The sequence below is a fragment of the Sphingomonas sp. PSPC2-2 genome (assembly GCF_049897725.1).
Lineage (GTDB): Bacteria > Pseudomonadota > Alphaproteobacteria > Sphingomonadales > Sphingomonadaceae > Sphingomonas.
Map to the genome: position 1 here is coordinate 334,927 of NZ_JAFCWU010000005.1, position 21,168 is coordinate 356,094.

Here is a 21,168-nt window from a genome sequence, read left to right on the forward strand (position 1 = left end):
TCTTCCAACAGGGAAATTCCGATGGCCGACGATACGCTGCAGGATGACGATCTGGTCAAGGCGCATCTGCGCAATCATGACCGCCTGGCGGCGTTGCGCGCGCCGATGGAAAGCCTGTGGCGGGAAATCGACGAGCGCGTCAATCCGCTGGGTGCCGGTGGCTGGAGCAAGAATACGCCCGGCACCATCCACGGCGCGGCCAATTTCGATGTGACGGCGGTGGAAAGCCTCGATCGCTTTTGCGCGGCGATGGCGGGCATCACGATCCCGCGTAACACCCAATATATCCGGCTGCGCTTCGGCGATAAGGATCTCGACAAGATCCCGGCGGTGCGGCGGTGGTGCGAGCGCGCGGGCGATCGCCTTCATGCGATCCGCTATGCGCCCCATGCCGGGTTCGAAGTGCAGGCCCAGGAGGATTTTCGCCAGCTCGGCAGCTATGGCACCGGCCCGCTCTGGACCGGCGAACGCAAGGGCGTCGGTCTGTTCTACAAGGCGCTGCACCTGTCGGAATGTTACATCGACGAGGACTTTGCCGGGCGCATCGATACGGTGCACCGCAAATACAAGCGGACGGCGCGCCAGTGCCTGCAGGAATTCGGTGCCGATGCGCTCACCGGCAAGATGCGCGAGGCGATCCAGCGCAACAAGCTCGATGAGGAATTCGAGATCCTGCACATCGTCTGCCCCAATGGCGATTTGCAGCCCGACGCGCTGGACCGGCGCAGCATGGCGATCGACAGCATTACCATCGCCATCGCCGACAAGGTGATCCTGCGGCGCAAGGGCTTCCATTCGATGCCGATTTCGGTCTCGCGGCACGTGACCGGGCCGGGCGATATCTATGGCCGGTCGCCCACGATCAAGGTGCTGCCGACGATCAAGGGCCTCAACCAGATGGCGCAGACGATCCTGCGTTCCGCCCACAAGATGGTCGATCCCGCGCTCGCCTTTTTCGACGATGATGGCATCACGTCGCTGGTGACGCGGCCGGGCGGGGCCAATCCCGGCCTGGTCAACGAACAGGGGCAGTTGATGGTCGCGCCGATGCCGACCGGATCAAACCTGCCGATCGGCCTCGAAATGCAGCAAAGCGAGCGCGCCGTGGTCAAGACCGCGTTCCTGGAGGATTTCTTCAAGATCCTGACCGATCCGGGGGATCGCATGACCGCGACGCAAGTGCTGGAAATGGTCGCAAAACAGGGCGTGCTCGTCGCGCCTTATGCTGGGCGCTACGAAAGCGAGAAGCAAAACCCGGTGACGCAACGCGATCTCGACCTCGCGTTGCGCGCGCGCCAGATCGAACCCTTTCCGGATGAGGTTATCGAAGCCGGGGCCTATCCGGTGATCGAATATGAAAACCCGCTGTCGCGCATGGCCCGCGCCGAGGAAGCGGCGGGCCTGACCCGCTGGATCGAGGCGATGGCTCCGCTGGCGCAAGTCGATGATGGCGCGGTGTTCGATCATATCGATGTCGATGCGGCGGCACCGGGCCTTGGCGATGTGCTGGGCGTGCGGCCCAGTTGGATCGCAACGCCCGATCAGGTCGCAGCGAAGCGCAAGGCGCGTGACGACAGCAAGGCAGCGGCATCCGGCGTCGAGCAATTGCAGGGAGCGGCATCGGCGGCGAGCGACCTCGCGCGCGCGAGCAGCCTGGCGAACGCAGCATGAGCACGACAAACCAACGCCGTTTGCAGGCGGTGCGCATGGCGCGCAACTTCAAGGATCTGTTCGCGGGGTGGCAGACGCCGGTGACGGTGTGGCGTCGGCTGTTCCTGACGGACGAGGAGCGCCTGCGCGTATCGGCGGAGCGCGTGCTCGCCGACCTGCGCGACTTTTGCTTCGCGCATCCCAACAATCGCCGGCTGCTGTTTTCGCAGGATCCGCTGGTGATGGCGCGGCGGCTGGGGCGACGCGAGGTGTTCGACCGGATCACAACCTACCTCAACCTGGACGAGGCGGCAGTCCAGAAACTCATGGAGATCGACGATGGCAATTGATGGCGAGAGCGGGACCGATGGCGGCGCAACCGGCGGCGGCGCGATGGATTTGATCGGAAGTGCGGGAGTGACGGGTGGTGGTGCGCCTGGCGCGGCAGAGAGCGGCGGCGCACAGCCGGGAGCGTCTGCCGTTGAGGGCGGCGTGGCCGATGGAAGCGCTGCGGTTCCCGACTGGTTCGAAAAGGTATCGGCCGAGACGAAGGATGGCGAGACCAGCTCGAACCGTGACTGGCTGGCGGCCAAGGGCGTGAAGGATCTTGACGGCCTGACCAAGATCGCGCGCGATACCGAGCGGGCCTTGCGCGAAAACGGCCGGATCAAGGTGCCGGGCGAAGATGCCAAGCCGGAGGATATCGCCGCCTTCAAGGCCGCGATCGGCGTGCCCGACAAGGTTGACGGCTATGAGATCAAGGCACCCGAAGGCGTGCCGCTCAACGAGCCTTTGATCAACTCGCTGCGCGAGAGCGCGCTCAAGCACGGTGCCCCAAAGGAAGCGTTTGAGGGGCTGGTGAGCGATTTCATCAAATTACAGATGGATGAGGCGGCGGCCGAGAGCGCGAAGCAAGACAATCTGGCACTGGAATGGGTCAAACAACAGGGGGCGAAGAAAGACGAGCAGCTCGCCCATGTTGACAGCGCCGCGCGCGCGCTTGGCTTCTCCAAGCAGGACATGGCGGGTCTGCGCGCTGGCCTGGGTGCAGATCGCGCGTTGACCATCCTTGCCAAACTCGGCGCAGGCATCGCCGAAGATACGATCATCACCGGCGGCAAGGGGCGCTTCGGCGTAACGGGGGCCGAAGCACAGGCCGAGATCGACAAGTTGAAGGCCGATCCCGAATTCCAGAAACGCGTGATGGTGCCCGGATCGGCCGAACGGACGCGGTGGGACCGGCTCAACGCGGCAGCGGCGGCTGGCAAGGCGCGCGCGGAACAACAATTGTAAAAAAGATCGAAAACCCAGCTTGACGCGCGAGTCGCGGCGTGAGATTTCACGATCGGCCTCGGGGGAGCCGCTCCCAATCCCCCGGCTAAGTCCTGGCCTAGCCTCGTCGCCCCGGGCCCCACGCTGGATGGCGTCGCCGATCGCGGGCGTTAAACGATAGAGCGGCCGGGCCTGCGTGCCCCCTAGCCCTTCGAAATCGGATCAAACCTTTTTCGCGAGGGCCATCCCATGGCTGATACAGTCAACACAACTGCAAATTATGAGTTCGCGAACAACCTCGAACTCAAGCTCCAATCGAACAAGGCCGTCCTTTGGGACACCTGTGAAGAACAGGATTGCACCAGCGCCGAGAAGGAAACGGTCAAGGATCTGATCGGCGACACTGACCCGGAAGAAGCAGACGAGCGCTTCGCCGATCTGAAGGAAACCGATCCCGGCCATGATCGCGTCTGGATCGTCAAGCCGAACGAGCTTTATTTCAACAAGTTCGTTGATGGAGCCGACCAGCTCGCAACCAAAATCAGCCTCGACGGCGGGTATACGATGGCTGCCATGGCGACGATCAATCGCGCACAGGACAGCCGTGTGCTGGAAGGCGCGTACGGTCCGATCATCTCGGGCAAGGATGGCACGACATCGACGCCATTTCCGGCAGGCCAGATCATTCCGGTCGGCACCGGCGCAGCGGCCGGTGCAGTCGGCATGAATGTCGCAAAACTGATCGCGGCAGGCCAGCTCCTGGACCAGGGCTTCGTCGATCAGGAAGAAGACCGCTTCATGGTGATCGATGCCGTTCAGAACGCGCAGTTGCTGAGCGAAATTCCCGCGACCTCGGCCGATTTCAAAGGTGCTTATGGCGGCACCTTCGTGAAGGGGCGCATCATGTCGTTGCTCGGGTGGAATTTCGTCCACATGGAGCTGCGCAATCCACGTCTGCGCGCCTTCAAGCTCGGCCTCACGGTCGATGCCAACGGCTATACCAAGAACCCGTTCTGGACGCGCTCCGGCATTCGCAAGGGCGTGTGGCGCAAATTGCGCACGGCGATCAAGGATCAGCCGTCGAAGGTCGACACGCGCAGTGTGTTCGCTGGCACCACGGTGGCAGCGACGCGAACGCAGGCGGGCAAAGTCGGCCTCATCCTCAACAGCGAGCAGTAAAAACCCTGGGTGCGGCGTCCGGTCGCGGACGCCGCTCTCTCCATAGGAGACACAACATGGCTGATTATTATGGCCTTGAATTTGTCGGTGCGGCCGACGGTAGCCAGAACCCGCCCAAGAAGCTCGATGTTCGTATGGTTGGGGGCAAGAAGCGTCGCGTGCGCTCGACCAAGCCAGCGGTTGCGCTGGCGATTGGCGACCGCCTGTATCTGGGCAAGCTGCCGCAGGGGGCATCGCTCCATTCGATCTCGGGCATTACGGATACGTCCTTTGCCACGACGACGATTTCGATCGGCACGACGACAATCCCGGCAAAATATGTGGCCGCGAAGACCCTGACTGCGACCGATGCTCCCACGCCGCTCGGCCCCAAGGCGTCGGCCTTCGTGCTGGATCCCAACACGGTCGATGAAGACCTTTGGGCCACCTTTGGCGTCGCCGATATCGGAGCGGGCGTCATCGCCGGTTTCGACATCGAATATACGACCGCGAACTAGCGGCCACGAGCTCGGCCTGACCTGTGGTGGCGTCATGGCCCGAGGCCGGGGTGGTGGCCGATCTCCACCACCCCGGTAACCGCAGACACTTCCGTCAACCAAGACAAGGGAACGATCGATGGCCCAGGTCAAACTGACAATCCAGCGCGGCAAGAACACCCTGAAGGACATCACCGTCGCGGCAGGCACGGCGGAAGCGCAGAGCGACACGATGTCGCTCAACATCGATTTCACCAAGATCAGCAAGGGCGATGCCCTGATGATGATCGAGGCGCTCGAACAGAAAATCTTCGCGTCCAAATGGCCGCTGCTGTGAGCTGATCGATGGCGGATTACGTCTCTATCGCCAATTTGGCGGCCTCCGGTATTGGCGAGGACGATCAGCTTCGGTCGATCGACGACGACACGCATCTGTCGCGTTCGATAAAGGCAGTATGGGATATCGAGCGGCGCGCGGTAATCCGCGCCCATACCTGGAATTTCGCGATGCGGCGGCAGCAACTTGCCGCACTCGCTCTCGACGAAGTGCCGTTCCCGTGGGGCGCATCGTTCAAAATGCCTGCGGACAGCGTGCGCCTGGTCGAGGTGCTGGGCCGCGCGGCAAGCGCCAATCGCCGCGATTACCAGCTCGAGGGCAATTGCATCCTCAGCAACAGCACCGGGCCGCTGCCAATCCGCTATCTGGCGGATGTCGAGGAACCGGCCCTGTGGGATGATCTGTTCGTGGTCGTCTTTGCGCGCCGCCTCGGTTGGGCGATTGCCGATCGCATCACTGGTGACCGGGGGCGCAAGGATGATGCGTTTCGAACGTATCGCGAAGCGTTGTCGGATGCGCGCCGTGTCGATGCGCGCGAAAATCCGCAGATCGTGTGGGAGCCTACCGACTGGGAACTGGCGCGTACCAGCGGCGCGGCGCGCGGGCCGCTTTATGGAAATTCTCCCTGGATTTGGCCCTGATGACGCTGCAGCGCCCAATCGCAACCAGCTTCAACGGCGGCGAGCTTTCGCCGCGCATGGGTGGCCGTGTCGACACGGCGATCTGGTCCGTCGGCATGGACACGTGCGAGAACTTCGTGCCCACGGTCGAGGGGGCGTTGGTGAAGCGGCCGGGCTTTGAATATATCCGGCCTGCCGCGCCGACCGCGCAGTGGGTGACCGAGTTCCGCTTCAACCTCACGCAGGATTATGTGATCGAGTGGAGCGACTATCGCCTCCGCTTCTACACCAATGGCGGCCGGATCGAGACCGCGCCGGGCGTGCCCTATGAAGTGATCGTGCCCTATACGGCGGCGGAAGCGCCCTATGTGTCGTTCCAGCAAAGCTACGATCGGCTATATCTCGACCACGAAAACCATCCGCCCGCACGCCTGACGCGCACCGGTGCCGAAACCTTCGTCTACGATGTCGCGCCACTGGTGAACGGTCCGTTTGCCGATCAGAATGTCGACGAAACGCGGACGGTGACCGTCAGTGCCGCGACCGGTGCGGGCATCACGCTTTCCGCGTCCAGCGCGATTTTTCTCGCCGGGCATGTCGGCGCGCCGTTCAAGATCGAGGCCGCGGATTTCTCGACCATTCCCGCATGGGAAGTCGGCATTGATGGCGTTGCCGTTGGCAGCAAGCGTCGCTCGGACGGCAAGGTCTATGTCGCGGCATCGGCCGGGCGCACCGGAACCAGCCAGCCGATCCACACCAGCGGGACCGAGTGGGACGGTAGCCAGAGCGGCACCGACATCAACGGCAAGGGCCCGTTCGGTGTGCGGTGGACCTATCTGCACGATCGCTATGGCACGGTGATGATTACCGCCATCGCGGGCGATGGCTTCTCGGCAACGGCGGACGTGGTGCGGCGCTTGCCCGACAGCCTTACCACCGTGCCGAGCTTCCGCTGGTCCCATGCGGCCTTCAGTGCGGCGGCCGGCTGGCCCAGCGTCGTGCTGGCCAATGGCGGTCGGCTTTGCCACTTCAAGCAATTCGAATTGCTGGCGAGCGTCGCAGGCGATTATCTCAACCACATCACCACCACGTCGAGCGGGCTGCTGGCAGGCGACCTGGCCTTTCGGCGGACGCTTTCGACCGAGGATCCCATCCTGTGGGCGGTGGGGGATCGCAAGATCGTCGTCGGCACGGCGAGCCGCGAGATCGCGATCGGCGCGATCAACAGCGCGCAGGCGATCGGCGGCGATAATATCGAGGCGGTGCCGCAAAGCTTTTATGGCAGCGACCGCGTGTTCCCGCTGCAGATCGGCACCACCGGCATCTTCGTCCAGCGCGGCGGCCGGAAACTCCGCCAGGCGCAATATGATTTCGGGCAGGATCGCTACATCGCCGAAAACATGACGGTGTGGTGCCGCCACATCACGCGCGGCGGCGTGCTGCAGCTCGCCTATCAGAAGGAACCCGAGGAACTGCTGTTCGGCGTGCGCGGCGATGGGCAGATGCTCGTCCACCCGCACGCGCCCGAGCAGCAAATCAAGGGCTTCTCGCGCATCATCCATGGCGATGGTGCGGTGCTGAGCGCGACGACGATCGCCAGTGCCGATGGCAAGCGCGATGAAGTGTGGGCGCTCGTGCGCCGGGCGGACGGCGTAAAGAGCGTGCAGCGCATGGCCGCCTGGCGCGACGATGGCGATCCGATTTCCGCCGCATTTTTCGTCGATAGCGGCACGACGGCAACGGCGGCAGCCGGGCAAACGCATTTCACCGGCGCGACCCAGCTTGCCAACCGCGCCGTCGCGGTGCTGGCGGAAGGCGGCGTGATCGACGGGATAACCGTCGCGGCGGATGGCAGCTTCGACATTCCGGAAAGCGTCGTGCCGCAGGACCGGGCCTACACCATCACCGTCGGCATACCCTATACCGCAACCGTCGTCACACTGCCGCCCGAACTGAAATCGCAGACTGGCACATCGCAGGGCGTGCGCCAGCGGATCGTGCGGCTGGCCTTGCGATTGATCGAAACGGCGGGCCTCAAGATCGGCGTCCAGGGCGGCAAGCTCGACAATCTGATCGATCGCCCCAGCGCGGGCTATATGGACGCGCCCGTGCCGCTGTTCACCGGCGATACCGAGCGACCGGTCAGCGGCGGATGGGATCGCAGCGGTCGCGCGACCTTCACATCGTCGCAGCCATTGCCAGCGGTGATCGTCGCGGCGCTCCCCAAGATCGAGGTGACGGGATGACGGTATCGTTTCGCCCGATGCGCGCGCCGGACGCGATGACGATCGAGCGCCAGCCGTCGCAGCGCGTGCAGCTCGGCCTCAACAGCGTAATGACGATCGAGGCGGCGGCTGACCTGGCCGAAGGCGGCGAGGCATGGACGGCGTGGCGCGGCGATAGCCCGATCGCCTGTGTCGGCCTGCGCGAGACCTTTCCCGGCGTGCAGGCGGTTGCCTGGGCAATCCTCAGTCGCGGCCTTGGCGGCGACTATGTGGCGATTACGCGCTTTACCCGGCGTCGCATCGCCGCCAGCCTGTATCGCCGGATCGAAGCGATCTGCATCGCGGCAATCGATGCCGAGGCGATCCTGCTGTCGTTTCCGGGGCTAGACCCCGCGCAGTTGCTCGAGGCGGTGCTGTGCGTGAAGGGGCCGCAAGTGCGCTGGGCCGAGGCGCTTGGCCTTGTGCCGACGCATGTGCTGCGCAAATTCGGCGCGGCCTCCGAAACGCATATCCTGTGCGAGAGGATCGCCTGATGGTGCAGGCGGTCCAGGCGGCGGGTAGCCTTATCAGCGGTGTCGCCAGTTATGAAACCGGAAAATACAATCGCGACCTATCAAACACGATGGCGACCGAGGCCGAGCGGGACGGCGCGGTCACCGAAGGCCGGGTGCGCGATGCTGCGCGCCAGGCGATCGGCCAGCAAGTGGCCGCACAGGGCGCGAACGGGTTTCAACAGGGCACCGGTTCCGCACTCGACGCGCTGACGCAAAGCCAGATCAACGCCACCTTGGATGCGCTGACCGTGCGGCGGCAGGCGGCCGCCAAAGCGCGCGGCCTGCGCATCCAGGGCGCGCAAGCCTATTCGGCGGGGGCCAATGCGCTGACGCAGGGCATGTTCGGCGCGGCGGCGCATGGGGTCGACTGGGCGAACAGCAACAAGGGGAATTCAGGCGGCGGCGCATCGGGCAATGCCTATGGCGTTTCCGGTTCGGACGGCATCGTCTGAGGGCGCAGGAACAAGACTCGATCTCGTTAGCAGCGAATTGTTGTGCTGAAAGCGGGGGTGTGATGCGTGGCCTATTCGGCCTGGCACGCCGGAAGATTCATACTTTCCGGTGCGCGTCTATATTCGATAATGCAAGAAGTTGCACGTTCACGAGCACCGACTTCCCATCGGGTCATGAGGGCGGCGGTGTCGTAATCGCCGAACGTCTTTACTTGCTCATAGGTCGCCAAATACAGATCGGTGTGTTGTTTGCTGCACATAGGCTCTGCGGCTTTCGCCAACGGTTCAGCAAATTCATTTGGCTGGGACATGGCCAAATCCAAGGCGTTCAGCAAAACACAATTATCGTAAATCACGTTCGCCTGCACGCGAGCCCGAAGCACAGCGGTTTGGCGTTGGATTTGAGATTTCACCCGCTCAATGGTCACGTCCAGCCTCTGCTTCATGCCGCTATCGACATGTCCACCTGCGGCGAAAACAATGGCCAACGCTATAAACACATCGGTCCCCTTGATTGTCGAGTCGCGCTCACTTATAGCAGCGCTCGGCTGGTAAATCCCAGCCAAGGGATTGAGACCCCTGTATCCAAAGGCGCAGCCCGCGCCACACGCCCCGTGTGGGCGCGGTTTTTTATGGTCGGGCGTGTCGCGAGCACCGAAAGGTGCGCCGTTCCTTTGGCGGTAGTCTCAATCGTGGCACGTCCGGCCACCAGCATTGAGGCGCTGCGGCCGGACGTTTTCAAAGGAAAGCGTCCATGAACACTGCACTTATGTCATATCAGTTTGAAGAAGAGCCGGTCCGCGTCGTGATGATCCTCGGAGACCCGTGGTTCGTTGCGAGCGATCTGGCGAGGGCACTGGGATACTCCCATGCGCCCCACATGGCCCGCGTGCTGCACGACGACGAAAAGGGTGTCCACATCGTGGACACCCCTGGTGGGCCGCAGGAAATGAACATCATTTCCGAAAGCGGCATGTATGCGGCGGTGTTCAAGTCGCGCCGCGAGGAAGCCGAGCGGTTCCGCAAGTGGGTGACCAGCGTCGTGCTGCCGTCGATCCGCAAGACGGGCAGCTTCGAAATGCCCGGATATGAACCACCGCCCCAGATCGCGCTGGATCATGACCCGATCCGGCTCAATGCCGGGGTTGCGGTCGTGCGCGAGGCGCGCCGCCTGTTCGGGCCGGAAGCGGCGCGCAGCGTGTGGACGCAGGTCGGCCTGCCTGCCCCGATCGTCGGCGCGGTCGCGCTGTTCAGCGGCGACAATCTCGCCGAGCCGCTCAAGGCATGGCTGGAGGATAAGACCGAGACGACTGCCGTCTGGGCGGCGCGCGGCATCGGCCTGACCGATATTGACCGGATGACGACGACGCGCATCTCCGCACTGCTGCGCCTGTTCGGCTGGGTGCGGCACGAGAGCAAGCGCGATGGCGTGAAGGTCAACCTCTGGTTCCGGCCCGATGCGGCCCCGGCCGGTGCGAAATGAGCGCGCTCAGCGACATCCGGTCCTCCCGCGACCAGGAGGACAAGGCCAATGTCGCCGTCGGCGCGATGGTCTGCCTGCAGCACCTCATCTCGGGGCAGGCCAGCAACACGATGATCGACGCGGAGCCGCTCGCCAACCTGCTCGACCTTGTGTTCAGCGCCGCGCGCGATGCGATCCCGAACGGGTGGCCCAAACATGGCCGTGCCGTCAACGATGAGGACCAGTGAGACTTGACGAAAAGGGCGTGTCGTGAGAGGGAGCGACAAGCGTCGGCCTAGCCTCGATACGCCCCGACCCCCATGCTGGACTGCATCGCCGATCGCGGGCGTTAAACGATAGAGCGGCCGGGCCTGTGTGCCCCCTAGCCCTTCGAAATCGGTCAACCCCGTTTCGATTGGTCAGCCGTGTCTTTAGCGCTCTGCATCCCAGCTAAGATCGACCTTGTGGTCAGCGCCGCGCGCCATCCTGTTCCTGCACGCGATGGTCGGTCCTGATGGCGCAGGAACAAATCTATCAACCACAGGTCGCGCCGGGCAATACGGCTGGCATTCCCTTGGCACAGCCGCAGGATTTCGGCGCGGGCGTTGGCCAGGGCATTGGGCAGCTTGGCGGCGCGCTGGAGCAAGGGAAAAAGATCGACCGCCAACTCCGTGCCGATGAGCAGGCGACGACGGCGGCGTCCAACCTTGCGCGCGTGCGGCTGGCGCTTGACGAACAGCGCAATACCGCGCGCGCGAACGCCGCGCCGCTGGCTGCGGGCCATGCGCAGGCGATGGCGGACAGTTTCGATGCCGCCACGCAGGATATTACTGCGGGCATCACCGACACTCGCGTGCGTCGATCGATCGAAGCCCAAATTCAGGAACAGCGCGCATCCTTTGTTGGAAATGAGGATGCGTGGCAGGCAGCGACAGCGGCCAAGGAAAGCGTCGGCAACATCCGTGAAACGGGCAACCGCTGGTCGGCGTTCGTCCGCACCAGCGCCGATCCTGATGCTTACGTCACGGCGACCAAGGCGATCGATGGGCTGATCGACAGTCAGCAAGGGATCGGTGAATATCGGGAGCCGGTGCGGCGCGAACTGCACGCACAACTTGCGATGGCGGCAGGCCAGCGACTACAGGATACCAATCCGAAGGCATTGGTGGTGGCGCTCGACAGTGGCCACTTCAACGACGTGCTGGATGGCCAGCAGATCGACCGCCTGCGCGATGGCGCACAGGTCGAAATCCGTCGTAACGACGCAATCTTGCAACACCAGATCGCGCTGCAAAAGGCCGCGACCAACGAGGCGATTGCGACGGCCAAAGCGCAACAGGCGGCCGGGATCGTCGTGCCCGATGCGGTGCTCGATCAGCTTGCCCAGGCGGCGCGCGCCAATGGCGATACCAGCAACGCAACCGAACTGAGCGCGCTGCGCATCCGCAATGGCGTCAATCGTGAGACACAGGGATGGGTGCCGCAGCAATATGATGCCGATATGGCGCGGCTGCGCGCGCTGGGGCCGAAGGCATCGCCCGACGATCAGGTCCGGCTCCATGCGCTCGAGACGATCGCGCCCGGCCGCAAGCAACAGTTCGAGCACGACCCCGGCCAATGGGCAGCGATCAACGGCACGCCACCTCCGCCGCTCGACTTTGCGGACCCGGCCACCTGGGCGGCCCGGCGGCAATGGCAAAAGACGGTCAGCAAGGCAGCGGGCCAGCCCGTGCCGTTCCTGCAGCCCGCCGAGGTCAACCAGCAAAAGGCCATTTTCGCCAGCGGTGACAAAGGGCGGCTGCAGGTGATCGACACGATCGCGCCGCTTGGCGGCCGCGATGCCTTGCAGGCGATGCGCCAGATCGCACCCGATGATGCGGTGGCACAGCGCCTTGTCGGCTTGCCGATGATCTACCGGGCGAGTGCCGCCAGCGGTGCGGCTGCGCGCCAGGCCGACCGATCGCTGATCGACGACATGAAGCCGGATGGATCGGGCAGACTGGCGCTGCAAAAGTACAACACCGATGTGGCACCGGCGCTCGCCCGGTTCGCGCCGCAGGATGCGAACGCCGCGCGCGAGATCGGGGGGAATCTGTACGCCGATTGGGCGCGCGCGCACGGCGTCCATACCTTCAATCCCAGTCAATATGGCACTTTCCTGCAAGTGGCCGTCGGCGGTGTGCCCGACGGGCAAGGCGTGTTTCATGGCGGCATCGGCTATTGGAACAATGTGCCGGTCAAGCTTCCGGCGGAACAAAGCCAGGCGCAGTTCGAAAAGGTGCTCAGCTCGCTCAAATGGAGCGATGATCCGAAGGTGCCACGCCCGGTCTATTCGGACCATAAGACGACGATCACGCCGCAGGTGTTGCGCAGCTATGTGCCGGTCGCCCGCAGCGACGGGTTTTACGAGTTTCATGGGCCGGGCGGCATCGTCGTCGCCTCGAACACTGGCGGCATTTTCAAGCTCGACCTGGGGTATCTTGGCCGGAAGTACCTCAAGTGACCGACCAGCGCGGCCCTTTCATCTCCGATGCGCCCGTCGTCGAACTCGCGCCGAAGTCTCCCGATGCGCCGGTATCGGCCAGCGAGATCATGGGAGCGCATTGGACGCTATCCCGACAGGATGACCTCCAGGCACCAAAGACGGCGGAGGATGAGGCTTACAAGCCAATTGTTGAAGCTCTGCGTGGGCCCAGAGCGTACTCGCTTCTGGACAATTTGCTGCATACGAGCCCCTATCAGAACCCGAGCGCGCCTATGGACGATCCGTCGCCATATGACCGCAATAAGATATGGCGGGATATCGCTGAGCGGCGTGCTGCCGACCCTACTTTCCTTGCTAACGTTCCAGCCGCTAATCCAAGGCAATTTTCGGATTGGGTCCACGCCGAGGAACTGAAGCGTCGGCACACCGCGCAGAATGTCGTTGGTCGACAATCTGGTTGGACGCAGGGCGCATTGGGTTTTGTAAGCGATGTCGTATCGGGTCTCGCCGACCCGATCAACGCAATGACGCTGCCAATAGGCGGCGGCGGAAAAACGATCCTGCAGACAATGGGTCGCGAAGCGCTGGTAAACTCCTTGACCGAGGCGGCAGAGCTTCCGGTGATCTCGCGCAATCGAGCCGAGATGGGTGAACATATGTCGGTAGGCGACATGGTCACCGATGTCGGTACGGCAGCAATCGGCGGCGCATTGCTGCCCGGCGGCCTTCACGTTGCTGGCAAGGCGCTCGATGCGGGTGGCAAGGCCCTTGGAGCGGCAGGCCGCGCCATTGCCGGGACCGACATCGGGCAAGCCGTTGGGCGCACCGTGGCACCGCTGGCACTGCGCACCGCCGATCTGGGCAAGGTGAGCGATGGCGAGGTTGCGGCGGCCTTCAGCAAGGCTGTCCCAGCCGAAGTGCGCACGCCCGACCAGCAAGCCGCCTTGCACGTGATCGACCGGCAGAGCGAGATCGACGCGATCAACCCCTATGTCGACACGCCAACGGCGCGCGACGTTCATGCCGACCGGCTACAGTCCGCGCTTGCGACCCTCGCCCAGGCAGGCGATCCCGATGGCATCGCGCCCGCACTCGCACCGCGCTCCCCCGTTTCACAGACTGTTTCACGAGAAACCGTAGCGACGGCGTTAACACCGGACCGCGTCATCGGATTTGTGTTGCATGATCTGGAAGGCGGCAACGCCGTCGTCCACTATTCGCAAGCAGACGGCGGAACGACCAAATTCGGCATCGCGCAGAAGTTTAACCCTGGTGTCGATGTCGCCAATCTGTCGGAAGCGGAAGCGCGGGCAATCGCGCATCGTAAATATTGGTTGCCCGAATTTGACCATGTGGATCCCCGCACGGCGGCGGTCGCCTTTGATGCGCAATATATCGGCGGTGCGGGAGAGCGCATCCTGCGGGAAAGCGGCGGTGATCCGGCGCGCGCGATCGAGGCATACCGCACCTATCTTAATCATCTGGCGGACACTGTTCCGGGCAAGGAAAAGTTTCGACGCGGCTGGAACAATCGCGTCGACAAGCTGGCAGCATTGATCGGCGGAGACGAACGTCTCGCGTTGCGACCGGATGTGAGCGGCGATGGTGATGCAGTCGCGGCATCGCAACGTGCGATTGATGACGCGGAAACCGAGGCGCGCATTGCCGCCTTTGAGCGCGATCGAGCAATGGGAAATACTCCCGAGGCCCTGCCCCCCGAACCGCGTATGGCAAGCGCGGCTGATATCGGACCGCTGGAGCGCAGCGGCATCGATCCACAGACGTACGGCGGGAATATTGCGAATGGCGATGGCGCTACGCCGCAACCGCTCCCGCCACGCACCAATCTCCCGGATGCGCCGGTCGCCAACGATGTGGACATCCGCAACGCCGTGCGCGCCTATGTCACGCAAACGCGCGAGAGCCTGAAGCCTGAAATCATGGCCGAGCGGCTGGGGATCGAACGCGATGCCGTCAAGGCCGCGCTCAACGCCATTGCCGATCTTCCCGGCATCGGGTTGCGGCAGCGGCGGCCGGGTGTCTTCGCGCGGCAACAGGATGCCGCGCCGCGCGATTTGCTCGGCTTCCTGGCGGACCATGGCGGCATTCGTAACGACGAGGGCCATGATCTGATCAAGGGCCGCAATCTGCCGCGCGTCGCGCCGAGTGGTGGCGTGCTGATCCGCAGCAAGGGCATGAGCATCGACCGCGCGCGCGAGCTGGCAGCGGAGGCGGGATATTTCCACGATGCCCCGCCCGAGCTGGGCGGAGACCATATCACCGAAGACGATATGCTCCAGCTGATCGAACATGCCGTTTCGACGCCGCATTATGCGCGGGGCGACCTGGAAACCGCGACCGCGCGCGAAGTGGCACGCGCGCGGCAAACGCAGTTCGCGGCGGCGCGCGAAACCATCGCGAACACGCTGGATACACATGGCATCGCCTTCACCCCGGTCGAGCATTTGCGCGCCGCGGATTGGGTCGCGAGTGGCGAGCTGACACCGGAAGCGGCGATTGCCCGCGTGGTGAACGAACATGCTCGCGACGCCCTTGACGCATTCGCACAGGAAGCGGAGAATACGCGCTATGCCGACCTCGCCGACGAATTCGAACACACTCTCGCAGCGCGCGATCACGGCGCTGGAGGAGGCGTCGACCAATCCGGCATTTCCAGCGGACTTGCGGGCGGAGGGCGCGCGCGCGGCGAGCAACCTGGCGGCGCTGCAGCGGATGCTCGCGAAGAAGCCGGACTAAACGGCCCGGTCCTGGCGGAAGCGCCGGGGCCATCCCTCGACGATCCCAACGGCCCGGCCGGAAAGGCGATTGCCGAAAGCCTGACGCATGACGTTAAGGCTCAGATCGCCGAAGACGTTGCCTTCACCACCGCCAAAGGTTCCACCTATCTCGTGCATTCGGACGGTTCCACGTCCCGGGACAAGTCGTTTCACCCAGAGCACGGCGCGAAGGATCAAGGGCCGCAACCACGATCACAGGCTACGATTTATGTCAGCGCTAGCGATGCTGTAAAATTAGCTGAATTTCAGGCGCAAGGCGGGCCCAAGGTTGCGATCGCCGTGACAAGCGATGGCCGGTGGGGTGTCAAATACCTCGAGGGTAAAGATGTTGGTCGGTTTGAGCGCCGCACAGTCGTGGCGGCGTTCAAACAACCCGCCGTCGGCCTTACTCCAGTCGAGATCTGGAAGGATGGCGAGAGGGTGCATTTTGGTAACGAGATTACAGAAATACGCCGAGGTAGAGATCAACATGCTGCAGCGCTCGACCCCAACTTCCCAGCGCGGGAACGCCAGCGAGCCCAATTGAAGGCTGATAGCCCGATCCGCGCCAAGACGGATCAGGAAAGCACGATCGGTGCGCCGCTGTTCGATGCGGTCGATCAGGGCAATATGTTCCGTCTGGAGGAAGGCGGCCCGCTGCGATCGGCAGAGGACGTGCTGCGCGAACTCGACGCGGATGATGCGGCAATCAAGGCGGCGAGGAACTGTCTATGAGCCTGGACCGCTGCATCCCCGGCATGGTCGAGCGTGGGGAAATCACGCCCGAAAAGGGCCGCGAAATGGCCGGGCTCTATGGGGAGCTTGAGCAGCAATTCCGCCGCCAGTTTGGCGACCAGGCGGCGGCGGCGATGGCAACCGATGCCACCTTGAAGGCGCTCGAGGCGGATGCGATCCGCAAACGGCGCGTGGCGCTGGCCCAGGTGCAGGCGCAAAAGGCCGCGCTCAAGAATATGGCGAGCTATGGTGGCGGTCGCGATGGCGGCCCGATCGACCCCAAGGGGGCGGTGGCCATGTTCGCGCCCGACCCGAAAGCGGGCTATTCCAGCGTGGAGGGGCGCAGGCGCGCGATCCGGGCGCGCAGCCATGCGATGATGTCCGAAGTGCTGGCGAAGCACCACACCGGCATTGTGGGCGAAGTCCGCGACAAGGCCGGGCTGGAGCAGCTCGTGCGGGAACGCTTCGGCGAGGACACCGGATCGGCGAGCGCGCGGCAATTGTCCGATGCGTTCGAGCGTACCTCCGAAATGCTGCGCACCCGCGCCAATGCCGCTGGCGCATCGATCGGCAAGCTGGAAAAATGGGGGCTCCCCCAGGCGCACGATACGCGGGCGGTGCGCGCGGCCGGGTTCGACGCCTGGCGCGCGGAGATCGCCCCCCGCCTCGATCGGACCCGGATGCTCGACCAGCGCACCGGCATGCCCTTTTCGGAAGCGGGGTTCGAACTGGCGCTGCGCGACGTGTTCGAAACCATCCGCACCGATGGCTGGAACAAGCGGACGGCCGGGCAGGGCAGCGGGCGCGGTGCCCTTGCCAACCAGCTCGGCGAAAGCCGCTTCCTCGTGTTCAAATCGGCCGACGACTGGATGGCCTATCAGGCGAAATTCGGCGTCGGATCGGCCTTCGATGCGATGATGGGGCATATCGACGGCATGTCGCGCGACATCGCGTTGATGGAGGTGCTCGGGCCAAACCCGAATGCGACGGTCGGCTGGATCAAGGATACGATCCAGAAATCCGCCGCGCTCGACACCGCCTCGCATAGCAAGGCGACCGATCGCGCGTTCGCGGCGACCAAGCAAATCGACCGTTACCACGATGAAATTACCGGCGTGGCCGGGCGGCCTGAAAATCGCACGATCGCTTTGGGGTTCAGTGCGGTGCGATCGATCGAGACCGCCGCGAAGCTGGGCGGTGCGATGCTGTCGGCGGTGCCAACCGACCCGGCCTTCGGGCTGGTGACGCGCAAGTTTAACGGCCTGCCGGCCGCTGGAATGCTGCGCGATTACGTCAAGCTGTTCCGGCCTGGCGCGCAGGCAGACCAGGAACTTGCGGTGCGCCTGACCGGTATTGCCGAGGAATGGGCCAAGCGCGCAGGCGGGCAGCAACGCGTGCTCGGTGAAGAGCTGACCAGCGAGGTCGCCAAACGTTTGGCGGAGGGAGCGTTGCGGGTCACCGGGCTCAACCGCTTTACCGAGGCGGGGCGCTGGGCAATGGGCATGACCTTCGTCAGCCATATTACCGGCGAGCGCGGCAAGGCATTTGCCGATCTCGACGGGCCGTTTCAACGAACGCTGCAACGCTACGGCATCACGCCCGAGGGATGGGACACCATCCGTCGCACGCCGCTGGAGCGCGATGGCGGAGCCGACTGGATCAAGCCGAACAACGTCGAGGATCATGCGCTCGGCGACAAGCTGTACGAGATGATCCTGTCCGAAACCGACTATGCCGTGCCGACGCCCGATATCCGCACGCGCGCCCTGGTCAACTCGGTCGCGCCGAAGGGGACATGGATCGGCGAGGCCATTCGCTCGGCTGCATTGTTCAAGGGCTTTGGCGTGGGCATGATGATCATGCAGACGCGCCGGATCATGGAAGCGGCCACGCAGGGCAAGTGGAACGCGGCACGCTATGCGGCGGGGCTGTTCATCGCGACGACGATCGGCGGCGCGATCGCGCTGCAACTCAAAGCGCTGGCGGCATTCAAGGATCCACGCCCCATGCCTGCGGATGTCTTGCCGACCGAGAAGCAATTTGATCAAATTAGCCGGTGGCGGAGCGGTGAAGGGAAGCGTCCTACTCCGACCGATGCGCAGGCATTTTGGGGCGCAGCGGTCCTGCAGGGCGGCGGCTTCGGCATCTTCGGGGATTTCCTGCAGTCATCGCAGAACCGCTTTGGCGGGGGATTTCTCGGCTCGCTGGCGGGGCCGCTGTTCCAAGACGGGCAGGCCGTCTTTAATGTCGCTGGATCGCAGCACCCCGCCTGGGCCGCCGCACAGCTTGCGCGATTGGAGATCCCCGGCGGCAGCACCTGGTACGTCCGCACCGCCTTCGATCGCATGGTGATGGATCAGATCCAGGAGCAGATTGACCCCAATTATCGCCAGTCGTGGCAGCGCATGAAAAAGCGCGCCGACGACCAGCGCACGCATTTCTGGTGGGCTCCGGGTGAGACGGCACCCGGTCGCGCACCAGATTTCGAGAATGCCCTTGGCAAGGAAGGACCTCCGCAATGACCGTCGCCGCGCTTCCCGCATCCGTCACCTATGCCGAGAATGGCGTCACCACGAGCTTTGCCGTGCCATTCCGCTTCAAGGCGGCGGGGGACCTGATCGTGTCGCGGATCGCCGCTGGGGTGGAAACGGTTTTGGCGCTGGGCACGGATTACACCGTCACCGGTGGCGATACCGATGCCGGGGGCACCCTGACACGGCTTGTCGCGACCAACGGCGCATCCCTGAAGATCACGCGCTCGACCGCGCGAGTGCAGCCGATGCAATATACAAACGGGGGTGTGTTCCCGGCGAAAAGTCACGAGGAAGCGCTCGACCGGCAGATGCTGATCGGTCAGGAACAGGACGATCAGCTAACCGATGTGAGCAGCCGGGCACTGATGTTGCCGCCGGGCGAAAGCGCGCCCGATCTGCCGCCCGCCAGCCAGCGGCTCGGTGGCGGGAAGATCCTTGCGCCCAACCCGGACACTGGCGCGATCGAGGTGCAGCCGATCGACACCGCCTATCAGGGGCCGCCCGGTGAGGCCGACAATAGCTATTCGAGCCTGGTTGCGTTCCGAGCCTCGGACGTGACGCGCAAGGTAGCATCGCTGGTCGGGGTGCCGGGCATTCCAGACGCGCGATATTATTTCGAACGCGGCGCAGGTCCCTATGTCGAGAACCTGCCCCATGTGATTAAGGCTGACAGCACTAGGCTCGATGAAGGGGCATGGGTCCGCCAGAAGGGCAACGCCATCGGTTACCAGTGGGCCGGCACCCCGACCGATGTCGATAGCGCCCTGCGAAACCTCCCAACGCTGCTAGACGCTTTTGCGAAGACGACCCAGACACAGATCATCGCGGGCACCTGGACCGGAGATCTGTCGACAGCAATCCGTGCTGCGGTCCAGGGAAAAGATCATTTCGTGATCCCGCCCGGAATCTTCCCTTTCAATGGTGATATGGTCGAGATCACTACCCCCGGACTCGTCGTCCACGGCATGGGCGGCGTGCTGAAGAAGATGGGGGGCACCGGCTCCGATGGCGTCGGTATTCTCGTTTCCACCCACGCCCAGCTCATCAATATGCACATCGACGCCACCGTTCCGAACCCCACGTTGGGCAGCAACTTCAATGATTTGGTGCAGGTGAACTTCACGCCTGCGACACCGTCGAGCCGGGTCTTGATCCAGAACTTAAAGGCCAAGGGCTCCTCCTCGAACGTGCTCGTGCACCGTGGTGGCCTCTTGGAGGTCGATGGTCTCTTCGCCTGGAATACATACGCAAACGGCCTCCAGCTTGTCGCGTCTAATATGTTCGGCCGTCGCATTCGGATCTATACGACCGTCACGCAAAACGGCATCTTCGCCACCTCGTCGGGCGGTAGTCTCGACACTGGCGACGTCATCAGCAACGTCCATCTTGAAGACGTATACATCGAAAACTCTGCGGATACCGGAATCGAATTAGGTTATGGCTGCCACGACTGCACCGCGACCAACTTCATAACGGTGAATTGCGTGAATCCCGGCGCATTGGGGCGGGACAACCAGCGTTGCACCTTCAGGAATGGGCGCATCTACGCACCCGCCTATTCAGATCAGATCAGCAGTTACAATGCCGTTGCGATGGTGCCTTATTTCCGGGGGGCAAGTTACGAAACTGGCAGTTCGTTTGAAGACATCGAGGTTATTGGGCCATGCAAGGTGGCAGCGTTTTATCTCGGTCAATCTGCGGTGCGGGTCACTGGGCTAAAAGCCAATGCATTTGCTCCAGGTACTGCCCCGGCAACTGACGGAAGCAACCTTTTAGGCGCTGGGCTGATGCTCGCAGGGGACGTCAGCAAGGTTTACGCTCGCGGAGTCGTTGATGGCTATTCAACAGGGTTCACCGCTACATTTGACGGTGCCCCGCACGCCTGCTCGGGCCTTGATGTAGACATCAAGGCAACCCGCGTCGACACCGCAGTCAGCCTCTACAACATCGACGCGCGCGAGACTACGATACGCTTGGCACCCGGATCGTCCTACCGAACTCTAGCGATCAAGCTTGCTGAGGCCAGTCTTATACCCTCATCCTCAGTCCAGAACCGCCGGGTCACCTTCGAGAATCACGCGAGGCCGGACGCCATAACCTTTACCTCTCCGCCCGGCGGAGACTTTGATACCAACGGCGGCCAGCTTCTGTTCCCCGGCGGTCGGTTTGTACCGGCACCAGTGGCGGTGGACGACTTCTCACCGGTGCTGACGCAAGCCTACGCGATCGGAATCTACACGGTCATGAACATGACGACCAACAAGACGGCGACGTTCGTGGTCGATGGTGGATCGGGGCTCAGCCTTAAACTAAAAGGCGATGCGAGCTTTGGTGACGATTCCAGCGCGACGGGCATTCGCCTTGTCTTTGTTAGCGGAGCGCTTGGCTTCCAGCAGAAGGACACCGGTGC

The 21,168-nt window shown here is 63.5% G+C and carries 17 protein-coding genes; 16 read left to right on the top strand and 1 reads right to left on the bottom strand.

The features are described from left to right. Nucleotides 1-21 precede the first annotated feature (21 nt). The 10 genes from ACP7BY_RS11845 (at nucleotide 22) to ACP7BY_RS11890 (ending at nucleotide 8,765) form a co-directional block, all read left to right on the top strand. Nucleotides 22-1,671, top strand: a complete 1,650-nt coding sequence (locus ACP7BY_RS11845; protein WP_426288147.1) for a portal protein — start codon at nucleotides 22-24, stop codon at nucleotides 1,669-1,671. Continuing rightward, entirely contained in the window at nucleotides 1,668-2,000 is a 333-nt protein-coding gene (locus tag ACP7BY_RS11850; RefSeq protein ID WP_033965625.1) for a hypothetical protein, read from the top strand. Before ACP7BY_RS11845 ends, ACP7BY_RS11850 begins: the two co-directional genes overlap by 4 nt. Beyond that, entirely contained in the window at nucleotides 1,990-2,943 is a 954-nt protein-coding gene (locus tag ACP7BY_RS11855) for a hypothetical protein (RefSeq protein ID WP_033965624.1), read from the top strand. The genes ACP7BY_RS11850 and ACP7BY_RS11855 overlap by 11 nt, the downstream gene beginning before the upstream one ends. A 228-nt stretch (nucleotides 2,944-3,171) precedes the next feature. Then, entirely contained in the window at nucleotides 3,172-4,101 is a 930-nt protein-coding gene (locus tag ACP7BY_RS11860) for a phage capsid protein (protein ID WP_033965623.1), read from the top strand. A 56-nt stretch (nucleotides 4,102-4,157) separates the two neighbouring features. Next, nucleotides 4,158-4,598, top strand: a complete 441-nt coding sequence (locus tag ACP7BY_RS11865; RefSeq protein WP_033965622.1) for a hypothetical protein — start codon at nucleotides 4,158-4,160, stop codon at nucleotides 4,596-4,598. 118 nt (nucleotides 4,599-4,716) lie between these two features. Then, nucleotides 4,717-4,914: a hypothetical protein gene (locus tag ACP7BY_RS11870; RefSeq protein WP_033965621.1), complete on the top strand. Its 198-nt coding sequence runs from the start codon at nucleotides 4,717-4,719 to the stop codon at nucleotides 4,912-4,914. 8 nt (nucleotides 4,915-4,922) lie between these two features. Further along, nucleotides 4,923-5,555, top strand: a complete 633-nt coding sequence (locus tag ACP7BY_RS11875) for a hypothetical protein (RefSeq protein WP_033965619.1) — start codon at nucleotides 4,923-4,925, stop codon at nucleotides 5,553-5,555. Then, nucleotides 5,555-7,780: a hypothetical protein gene (locus ACP7BY_RS11880; RefSeq protein WP_033965618.1), complete on the top strand. Its 2,226-nt coding sequence runs from the start codon at nucleotides 5,555-5,557 to the stop codon at nucleotides 7,778-7,780. Before ACP7BY_RS11875 ends, ACP7BY_RS11880 begins: the two co-directional genes overlap by 1 nt. Then, nucleotides 7,777-8,292: a hypothetical protein gene (locus ACP7BY_RS11885; RefSeq protein WP_033965617.1), complete on the top strand. Its 516-nt coding sequence runs from the start codon at nucleotides 7,777-7,779 to the stop codon at nucleotides 8,290-8,292. Before ACP7BY_RS11880 ends, ACP7BY_RS11885 begins: the two co-directional genes overlap by 4 nt. Continuing rightward, complete coding sequence (locus ACP7BY_RS11890) at nucleotides 8,292-8,765, top strand: hypothetical protein (RefSeq protein WP_052192392.1); 474 nt, start codon at nucleotides 8,292-8,294, stop codon at nucleotides 8,763-8,765. The genes ACP7BY_RS11885 and ACP7BY_RS11890 overlap by 1 nt, the downstream gene beginning before the upstream one ends. A gap of 71 nt (nucleotides 8,766-8,836) precedes the next feature. Here ACP7BY_RS11890 and ACP7BY_RS11895 read toward each other — a convergent pair whose 3' ends face one another. After that, nucleotides 8,837-9,331 carry a hypothetical protein gene (locus tag ACP7BY_RS11895; protein ID WP_033965616.1) on the bottom strand — a complete coding sequence of 165 codons (495 nt, stop codon included), beginning with the start codon at nucleotides 9,329-9,331 and terminating at the stop codon, nucleotides 8,837-8,839. Between the two features lie 188 nt (nucleotides 9,332-9,519). Here ACP7BY_RS11895 and ACP7BY_RS11900 point away from each other — a divergent pair, with 188 nt between their 5' ends. From ACP7BY_RS11900 to ACP7BY_RS11925, 6 genes are all read left to right on the top strand, one after another. Continuing rightward, nucleotides 9,520-10,248: a BRO-N domain-containing protein gene (locus tag ACP7BY_RS11900; protein WP_081988755.1), complete on the top strand. Its 729-nt coding sequence runs from the start codon at nucleotides 9,520-9,522 to the stop codon at nucleotides 10,246-10,248. Then, nucleotides 10,245-10,475, top strand: coding sequence for a hypothetical protein (locus ACP7BY_RS11905; protein ID WP_033965615.1), 231 nt, complete (start codon nucleotides 10,245-10,247; stop codon nucleotides 10,473-10,475). The genes ACP7BY_RS11900 and ACP7BY_RS11905 overlap by 4 nt, the downstream gene beginning before the upstream one ends. A 266-nt stretch (nucleotides 10,476-10,741) precedes the next feature. Then, entirely contained in the window at nucleotides 10,742-12,730 is a 1,989-nt protein-coding gene (locus tag ACP7BY_RS11910) for a hypothetical protein (protein WP_033965614.1), read from the top strand. A gap of 455 nt (nucleotides 12,731-13,185) precedes the next feature. Next, nucleotides 13,186-16,224, top strand: a complete 3,039-nt coding sequence (locus ACP7BY_RS11915; RefSeq protein WP_197057806.1) for a glycosyl hydrolase 108 family protein — start codon at nucleotides 13,186-13,188, stop codon at nucleotides 16,222-16,224. Further along, nucleotides 16,221-18,746: a hypothetical protein gene (locus tag ACP7BY_RS11920; RefSeq protein WP_426288148.1), complete on the top strand. Its 2,526-nt coding sequence runs from the start codon at nucleotides 16,221-16,223 to the stop codon at nucleotides 18,744-18,746. Before ACP7BY_RS11915 ends, ACP7BY_RS11920 begins: the two co-directional genes overlap by 4 nt. Then, the coding region (locus ACP7BY_RS11925; protein WP_426288149.1) for a hypothetical protein at nucleotides 18,743-21,168 on the top strand (2,426 nt) is incomplete at its 3' end. The genes ACP7BY_RS11920 and ACP7BY_RS11925, both read left to right, overlap by 4 nt.